Annotated in this window: 7 protein-coding genes; all 7 read left to right on the forward strand. The window is 69.9% G+C overall.

Going from position 1 to position 9,095, the window contains the following annotated elements:
* Positions 1-15 precede the first annotated feature (15 nt).
* Positions 16-1,416: a type VII secretion integral membrane protein EccD gene (gene eccD, locus AC0VY3_RS08275; protein WP_103512424.1), complete on the forward strand. Its 1,401-nt coding sequence runs from the start codon at positions 16-18 to the stop codon at positions 1,414-1,416.
* 21 nt (positions 1,417-1,437) lie between these two features.
* Positions 1,438-2,886 (forward strand): type VII secretion protein EccB, encoded by a 1,449-nt coding sequence (gene eccB / locus AC0VY3_RS08280; protein ID WP_103512423.1) that lies wholly within the window; start codon positions 1,438-1,440, stop codon positions 2,884-2,886.
* 413 nt (positions 2,887-3,299) lie between these two features.
* Entirely contained in the window at positions 3,300-3,656 is a 357-nt protein-coding gene (locus AC0VY3_RS08285; RefSeq protein WP_010064393.1) for a hypothetical protein, read from the forward strand.
* An 88-nt stretch (positions 3,657-3,744) separates the two neighbouring features.
* Entirely contained in the window at positions 3,745-4,074 is a 330-nt protein-coding gene (locus AC0VY3_RS08290) for a WXG100 family type VII secretion target (RefSeq protein ID WP_103512422.1), read from the forward strand.
* Between the two features lie 179 nt (positions 4,075-4,253).
* Complete coding sequence (locus tag AC0VY3_RS08295; protein ID WP_103512421.1) at positions 4,254-4,748, forward strand: type VII secretion system-associated protein; 495 nt, start codon at positions 4,254-4,256, stop codon at positions 4,746-4,748.
* Positions 4,749-4,867: 119 nt separating this feature from the next.
* Positions 4,868-8,482, forward strand: a complete 3,615-nt coding sequence (locus AC0VY3_RS08300) for an AAWKG family protein (RefSeq protein ID WP_475549311.1) — start codon at positions 4,868-4,870, stop codon at positions 8,480-8,482.
* Between the two features lie 147 nt (positions 8,483-8,629).
* Entirely contained in the window at positions 8,630-9,064 is a 435-nt protein-coding gene (locus tag AC0VY3_RS08305) for a YbaB/EbfC family nucleoid-associated protein (protein ID WP_073777344.1), read from the forward strand.
* Positions 9,065-9,095: the final 31 nt, after the last annotated feature.

Raw genomic sequence — 9,095 nt, forward strand, 5'->3', positions numbered from 1 at the left:
GCGTGAGCCATCCCGATGACTGACACTCAGGTGGCCGAGCTGTGCCGTCTGACGGTACGAGCTCCTGCCAAGAGCATCGATCTCGCCGTGCCCGCCGACGTCCCCGTGGCGGACCTGCTGCCCGCCGTGCTCGGCTACGCGGGCGACAACCTCGAAGAGGCCGGTATCGACCACGGCGGCTGGGTCCTCCAGCGGCTCGGCGGCGAGCCCCTGGACGAGGAACTCACCCTCGACTCCTACGGGCTGCGGGACGGCGACACCCTGTACCTCCGGCCGCGCGCCGAGGCCCTGCCCGAGGTGCACCTCGACGACCTGGTCGACGGCATCGCCACCACGATGCGCGACCACCCCTTCGGCTGGACCCCCAAGGTGAGCCGCTGGGTGCTCCTCGGCATCGTTGTCGCGATCCTCGCCGGCGGCGTTCTGGTGATCGCCTGGCCCGGCGGCTCCTCGCTGTCCCGGTCCGTCTTCGCCACCGCGGCCGGCCTCCTCCTGCTCGCGGGTGCGGGCTCGGCGAGCAGGGCGGTCGGGGACGCGGGCGCCGGAGCCGCGCTCGGCTTCATGGTCGGGCCCTACCTGGCGCTGGCCGGCTGGCTGCTGCCCGGCGGGGAACTCGGCGGGCCGCACGCCTACGAGACCCTGGGGGCCCGGCTGCTCGCGGCCAGTGCGGCGATGGCCGGCGGGGCGGTCCTCGCGCTCGCCGTCGTGGCCGCCTTCGCCGCCCTCTTCCTGAGCGTCGCCGTCGTCTCGCTGTTCGCCGCGATCGCCGCCGTCCTGCTCCTCACCACGGACCTGGCACCGGTGCACGCCGCCGGGATCCTCGCCGTCCTCGCGGTGATCCTGGGGGCGTTCGTCCCCTCGCTCGCCTTCCGGATGTCCGGGATGCGGATGCCGCCGCTGCCGACCAACGCCCAGCAGTTGCAGGAGGGCATCGAGCCGCACGCCGCATCCGCGGTCTCGGCCCGCGCCATCCTCGCCGACGGCTGGATGACGTCGCTCTACGGAGCGGTGGGCCTGGTCGGCGCCGCGTGCGTGGCCGTCCTGGCCCGGGAGCGCGAGCTGGCCGAGATCATCATGACGGTGGCGCTGTGTCTGCTGCTCGTCCTGCACGCCCGAGGCCTCGGCAACATCTGGCAGCGCATGTCCCTGGTGGTCCCGGGGATTTTCGGGCTGCTCCTGCTGGTGCTGGTCGCCGCCCCCGCCGCGTCCCCGGGCAACCGTCTGGTCACGGCCGCGGGGCTGCTCGCGGCTGCCGCAGCGGTCGCCATCGCCGCCTGGACCGTGCCCGGCCGCCGGCTCGTCCCGTACTGGGGCCGCGCGGGCGAAGTGCTCCACTCGGCCCTCGCGATCGCCGTGCTCCCGCTCGCCCTGTGGGTGCTCGGTGTGTACGGCGCCCTGCGGGCCATCAACGGCTGACCTGAAGGGAGAACCGCTGCCGTGCAGTCGAAACGCGACCAGGTCCAGGCCCACATGTTCGTCATGGGCCGGCTGACCTCCGGCATGCTCCGCGCCGACCCCGACGCCCCGGAGAGCCCGCAGGGGCGCACCAACCGGGGCGTGGTGATCGGCATCGTGATCGCCGTCCTGCTCTCGGCCGGCTCCTTCGTCCTCGGCCTCCTCAAGCCCGGTACCAAGGACTCCTGGCGGGCCGCCGGAACCCTCGTCGTCAACAAGGACACCGGATCCCGCTACCTGTATCTGGACGGGCGGCTGCGTCCGGTGCGCAACTACACGTCGGCGCGGCTGCTCGTGGGCGCCGACATGAAGGCGGTGGCGGTCGGCTCGAAGTCCCTGAACGGTACGCCGCACGGGGCGCCCATCGGTATCAGCGGCGCCCCGGACGCCCTGCCCGGGAGCGCGGACCTGGACACGGGCCCCTGGCAGGTCTGTTCGGGGAGCGGAACCGGAAGGACCGGCACCACCGTCGCGGTGGGCCTGCCGGCGGACGCCACCGGCCTGCCCACCGACCAGGCCATGCTCGTCACGGGGCCGGACAAGGCCGACTACCTGGTCTGGCGCGGTAGCAAGCTGCTGATCGACGAGGACACCCGCGCCCGTGAGGCCCTCGGCTACGCCTCCGTCTCCCGGCTGCCCGTCTCCGCCGCCTTCCTGAACGCCCTGCCCTCGGGACCCGACCTGCGTCCGCCGAACGTACCGGGCAAGGGCAGGAAGGGCCCCGCGCTCGGCGGCGGGGAGTCCCGGATCGGCCAGGTCTTCCGGGTCACCGTCCCGGGCTCCGCCGACCGCTACTACCTGCTGCGCCAGGAGGGCCTGACCCCGCTCACGGCGACCGGGGCCGCGCTGGTGCTCGGCGACCCGGAGACCCGCGAAAAGGTGTACGGGGGAGGCCCGGCGAAGGTCGTGACGCTGGGCGCGGATGCGCTGAGCGGCCGGCTGGCCCCCGGCGCGGGGACCGGCGCGGAGGAGGCGAACCTGCCCTCGGAGCCGCCGGAGGCGGTGGCCCTCGGCGAGGACCGCACCGTATGCATCCGGGTCGAGCCGAGCGAGCGCGGACCGCGCATCAGCGTGGCGCTGACCGGGGCGGGCACCCTTGGGCCCGCCGCGCAGGCGCCGCCCGAGGGTCTCACCCCGGCCTGCATGCCGGTCGGCACGATCAGCGTGCGGCCGGGCGGCGGGTCCCTGGTGCGGGCGCTCGGGGCGAGCGGGAGCACGGTCGGCACCACCGTCTACCTCGTGACCGACACCGGGATGAAGTACCGGGTCGGCACCGCCGACGGCCTCGCCGCCCTCGGCTACACCGAGGGCCAGGCGCGAGGGCTGCCGGCGCCGCTGCTGGCCATGCTGCCGACCGGGCCGGACCTCACCAAGGAGGCTGCCGCCCTGGGCCGGAACACGAACACGACCCCGCGCTGCGCGCGGACCTGAGGGACCGACGGATGGTTGTACCGAGGGAGGTGAATTTCTCGTGATGCGTCTGATAAAGGCGTGTGTCGTGACAACCGGAGGAGGTGATCCACCGTCCTCTTCCTCGAAGGGATCTGCCAATACCGTTACCCACGGCGGGCATTGCCTGTTCGGGCGCGGGGAAACAGATCCATTCGCAAAGTGATTCCGCAAGGGGTGAACCTCAGATCCCCATCAAATCTCCTTCGCGAATCACCCCAAAAGCGGGGTCGGGGCCGAGAAGATGACGCAAGCCATTGAATCCTCAACGCGCCCTTCTTTAGGCTCCGTTCGTCCAGACCATTCGGACGCCGGTCTTCCGGCCGCGTCCGGCCAGGCACGCGCCGCGCGGGAACCGGAATCCGGCGGCGCGACACATCAGGAGGCGCAGCAACATGGCAGGTACGGGCGCACAGCAGTCACTGGCTTCATCCACCCAGAACGGTGTCACCGCACTGGAGATGGCCTTCACCGGTGTGCAGAACAGCCGTCAGGACGTGGAGAACATGAAGCACAACCTCGCCTCCGGCTACGCCGGCAGCGACGGTGGCGCGTTCCAGAAGCTGCTCGACCGCTGGGACCAGCAGGCGGAGATCATCTCCAGCAACCTCCGCGACATGATCACGACGCTGGAGGAGACCATGCGCGCGCAGGGCATCCAGCAGAACAACTCGAACGACTCGATCCAGCAGGCGTTCAACCGCTCCGAGGAGATCTTCAACGCGCTCGCCGGCTCCACCGCGGGCCGCTGACCACTCCTCCGGTAACCGGGAGCCCTGTCGGGCGACCGGGCCCCCACATCACTGACCCTGACGCACCTGCCGCGAGACGAGGAAGACCATGACCCCTCCGCTTGACTTCACCGACGGCCAGATCTATGTCGACTACGGCCACATGGAGAACGCCGCCGACGACATGGTCCAGCAGACCAAGGCGATCGACAGCATCCTCACCAACCTGGAAGCCGAACTCCAGGAGCTCCAGCGCAGCTGGGAAGGTGAGGACAAGGCGGTGTACACCGAGAAGCAGGCCTCGTGGAACAACGCTGTCGAGGAGATGAAGCGCATCCTCGCCGAGCACTCGGCGCTGCTGACCGACGTTTCGGGCAGCTACAAGTACAGCGAGAACTCCCTGAAGTCGCTCTGGGAGAGCGTGCGCATCGGCAGCTGACCCGGGGCGGCACGCCCTTGGTCCTTACCGGGCGGCCGTTCGCGTGGCTCCTTCGCGCGCACGGCCGCCCTGTGCAGTCGGGGCGGTGCGCCTGTCCGCCGAGGCCCCAGTGGGCTGCCGGCGGACAGACGCCGGCCCTGTGAGTCCCTGGACATCCCGGAAGACTGGAGAAGTGCGACATGGCGGAAGCACCCGCACTCAATCTCAACAAGGCGTGGCTGCAGAGCTTCCTCGACAACGACCTCGTCCCGTTCCTCGCGGAGATCAAGAAGATGCGCGAGGACGGCACGACGACCGCCGGAACGACCGTGCCCGCAATTCCCACGCTGCAGGGTGGCGAGGACGGGTCCGCGACGGCGGCGGGCTTCTACGACGGCCAGAAGAAGCCGCTCGCCATCGGGACGATGGCGGCCGACGAGAACGGCCGTACCAACGGCGGCTACCTGGTCAAGTGCCTGAACGGGCTGGTCGACCAGATCGACGACATCCTCAAGCTCCAGGTCGAACTCTTCGAGCAGATCGAGGAGGACCTGGAGGAGACCATCGAGGAGCTCTTCAAGACCCAGGACGGCAACCTGGAGAAGATCGACGGCAAGGACATGATCGATTTCTTCGAGGGCGTGGACGAGGTGCTCTCCGAATCCGCGGGCGGCGGCTCGGACGACGACGACTGACCTTCGTCGCGGTCGGCCGGTAGCCCGGCCGGTGCTTCTCCGCCCCGCCTGCGGTCCGGCGGACCGTACCCCCGCCCTCCCGTCCCCTCTGTCCCCTTCCGACGAAAAGGCATTCCGGCATGGCGCTCGATTCCAGCAAGGTCGTCGAAGACCTCGGCGGCGGTACCAACGACAAGTGGGCCGAGGCGATCGGCTTCTTCACGGGTTTCAAGGCGCCGAACCGGAACGACCTGTTCGACTCGCTCGTCGGCAACGAGGGCATCCCCCTGATGAAGGTGGAGATCTCCGACGTGGGCTATGTCGACTACGTCGACACCGAGGACCTGAACTGGCTGTACGAGAACGCCGGTTCCGACATCAAGAACACCGACTTCGTCATCCCCTTCTACCACGCCAAGGGCGGGGCGGGCTCCGACGTGTCGATGTACCGGGCGCGCATCACCCTGCTCGGCAGCAAGGGGGACGGGCGGATACCCAGCCAGGGGTGGCAGGAGGGCGGCCAGTTCTCCAGCTCCATCGACGGTCACCTGGGGATGGACGGCAAGCCGACCTGGGACACCACGCCGACCGCGCGCTACGCCTACGGCACCGGGCTCGCCCTGGAGGAGCTGATCTTCAACCCGACGGAAGGCACCTACGGGTTCAGCTTCAACGGCAAGCCTGTGGACGACCCCGACTCGGTGACCCCCGCCAACTTCGAGACCGTCGCCGCGGCGTTCGACCGGGTCGCCACGTTCTTCTCGTCCCAGCAGAAGATCGTGGAGGAGTGGCAGAGCCGGCTGGGCAAGGAGAAGGACGAGGCGTGGCGGGGTAAGGCCGCCGGTGTCTTCTGGGACCTCATCAACAAGATCAACAAGCAGTACTCGGACTACGCCGACGACATGCTGCCCGACGGAGGCACGAAGTCCAAGCAGGGCAACGAGATCCGGGATGCGAAGGAAGCCTTCCAGGAAGCGGTCAAGGACCTCCACGGCGTCTGGAGGGACTGGCAGTGGAAGTACGGCAACCCGCTCGTGGTGCTGCACACCCTGCTCTCCGCGATCATGAAGTACGTCTGGGACAACAACATCACGAAGATCACGTACGAGATCGAGACCCACGGGACGTACGGCGGCGGCTACACCACCACGACGAACTACATCTCGGAAGAGTTCTTCAGCAACCAGGCTGCGATCGACGCGATCGAGGGCAAGGGCGACATGGCGCTGAGCGTCGGCGCCGAGGACTTCGGTGAGCTCAAGGAACTCGACACCTGGGTGAAGATCGGCAACAAAGCCCTCCTCATGTGGAAGCAGACCGTCGAGGAGAACCTCGACAAGGCGGCCGTCGCGGCCATGACGAAGGTGCGCGACAGCTGGAGCAACAGTCAGCTGGACTTCGGATCGGTGAGGTCGCGGGGGACGAGCGACACGCTGGAGTCCGAATACAAGGAGGAGAAGGCCGAACTCGCCGAGGAGAAGGCGGAGGCCGACGCTGCCGAGGCCAAGGCCGCCGCGGAGGAAGCCGCCCGGAAGCAGGAAGAGTTCATCCAGTGGCAGAAGGACCAGGCCGCCAAGGCCGAGGCGGAGCGGGAGAAGGAGAAGGCGGAGGCCGAGGCCAAGGCGGCCGAGGCCAAGGCGGAGGCGGAGCGCAAGGAGGCCGAGGCCAAGGCTGAGGCGGAGCGCAAGGAGGCGGAGGCCAAGGCCGAGCAGGAGGCCAAGGAGAAGGAGGCTGAGGCGAAGGCGGCCGAGCAGGAGGCGAAGGCGGAGGCCAAGGAGGCGGAGGCCAAGGCCGAGCAGGAGGCCAAGGAGAAGGAGGCCGAGGCGAAGGCGGCCGAGCAGGAGGCGAAGGCGGAGGCCAAGGAGGCGGAGGCCAGGGCCGAGCAGGAGGCCAAGGAGAAGGAGGCGGAGCAGAAGCAGGCCGAACAGGAGGCCAAGCAGGAACAGCTCCGGGCCGAGCAGGAGGCCAAGCAGGAGCAGGTCCGCAAGGAGCAGGAGGCCAAGCAGGCAGAGGCCCAGGCTCGTGCGGAGAACATGCAGATGATGCAGATGAACCAGGCGAGGACCCAGCAGGAGGAGGCGAAGAAGGAGCAGGAGGCCAAGGAGGCCCAGGCCAGGGCCGAACAGGAGGCCAAGGAGGCCGAGGCCAAGGCCGAGCAGGAGGCCAAGGAGAAGGAGGCGGAGCAGAAGCAGGCGGAGCAGGAGGCCAAGCAGGAGGCGAAGGAGGCGGAGGCCAGGGCCGAGCAGGAGGCCAAGGAGAAGGAGGCGGAGCAGAAGCAGGCGGAGGCCGAGCAGAAGCAGGACCGCATCCGCACCGAGCAGGAAGAGCGCCAGGAGCAGCAGCAGGCCGAGCAGGAGCAGAAGCAGGCCGAGGCCGAGGCGAAGGCGGAGCAGAAGCAGGCGGAGCAGGAGGCCAAGCAGGAGGCCAAGGAGGCCGAGGCGAAGGCCGAGCAGGAGGCCATGCGGAAGGAAGCGGAGCAGAGGCAGGCCGAGGCCGAGCAGAAGCAGGACCGCATCCGCGAGGAGCAGGAAGCCAAGCAGGACCGGCTCCGCGAGGAGCAGGAGGCCAAGCAGGACGAGGTCCGCGCCGAGCAGGAGGCCCGGCAGAAGGAGGCCGAGGCCAAGCAGGAGGAAGTCCGGCAGGAGCAGGAGGCCCGGCAGAAGGAAACGGAGTCCAGGCTCGACAGCTCCCGGCGGGACCTCTTCGGCAACGGAGACATCCCCGACCTGTCGTCCACCCCCATCACCGGCCCGGTCAACGACGGCCCGCTCGAACTCCCCGGCGGTGGTGAGTCGCGGCTCGACGCGGACGGCCGCGTGGTCACCGAGTATCCCGACGGTTCCAAGGTCACGATCGACCCGGACACCCACTCCTCGACCATCACCCGGCCCGACGGCTCCGTCATCTCCGGTCCGCTCAACCCGGGTGACCTGTTGTCCAACCCCGGCGGCAGCGTCACGCACCTGGACCCCGGCGGCAACGTGGTCACGGAGTTCCCGGACGGCTCCACCCAGACGATCAATCCGGACACCGGCACGACCACCATCACCCGGCCCGACGGCTCGACCGTCTCCGGCTACCTGGACGAGTCCGGCCCCTCCCGCTTCGAATCCGGCCAGCTCAACAACGGCTCCCTCAACAACCCCGGTTCCTTCGGCGACGGCCTCTCCGGCCACACGCCCCCCTCGTACGATCCGATCTCCTACGAGGAGGAGCTGTTCGACGACCAGCCCTACGAGTCGCCCCTGGCGGGCAACGGGGCGTCCGGCGGCTCGAACGCACCGAGCCACAACCGCCCGTTCCTGAACAGCGGGCCCTTCCCCGGTCCGAGCAGCGACGGCGGGGGCGAGGGCGGCAACGGCGCACCGATGGGCGGAGCCCCGATGGGCGGCGGGATGGGCGGCGGCATGGGTGGCGGCATGGGCGGCGGCGGAGGCCAGAACGACTCGGGTGAGCGCGTCCGCAACGTCATCGACGGATCGGTCTCCCGGAACCGCCGTGCGCGGCCCGGCGCCGCCGTACCCGGCTCGGGCGGTCGTTACGCCGACGACGAGGTGCGGGTGGCGGCAGGCGGCCCCACCGCGGGCAGTTCGCCCTTCCTCCCGCCGATGGCCGGCGGCGCCCCGGGCGGAGGCGGCGCACCCGGCCAGACCGCGACCCAGAGCGGCGAGCGGACCCGGGACTCCTGGGTGCCGGAGGACGACGACGTCTGGGGCACCGACGAAGGCGGCGCCCCGGCGGTGATCGGACGCTAGGAGCAGTGCGCCGGTCACGGCCGGGGCCCGTGCGGGGCGGTGGGAGACGGCTTCAGCCGGCCTCGGAAGCCGCCCCGGCGCGGGGGAAGTTCATAGCACGGACACGCGTACGACAGAATGGTGTACGCGCAGGTGAAAGGGCGACTGTTGAGCGATTCGATGGAGAAGAAGCTGGCCGAGGCCATGGCCGAACTCACGGCTGTGCAGGAGGCCGTGGCACGTGCCGAGGGCGAACTCGGCCAGTCCTCCACGACGGCCCGGTCGCGGGACCGCGCGGTGGAGGTCACGGTCGGCCCCCAGGGCGAGCTGACGGGCCTGAAGTTCCCCGACAACCGGCACCGGTCCATGACGGGCCCCCAGCTGGCCGCCTCGATCATGGAGGCGGTGCAGGAGGGCCGCTCGGAGATGGCCCGCAAGGTGATGGACGTCTTCGAGCCGCTGACCCGGACCACGGGCCGGGCCACGGGCATCAGAGGCATCGACATCGACTGGGACCGGGCCTTCGGCTCGGCCCTGGACGACGGACACGGCGGCGGGCGGCGGTCGTCGGCCCGCCTGCACGACGAGATCCACGAAGACTGACCGTACGGACGACCGGAGAGAGGGAGGCACC

The sequence above is a fragment of the Streptomyces sp. iso_384 genome (assembly GCF_056172905.1).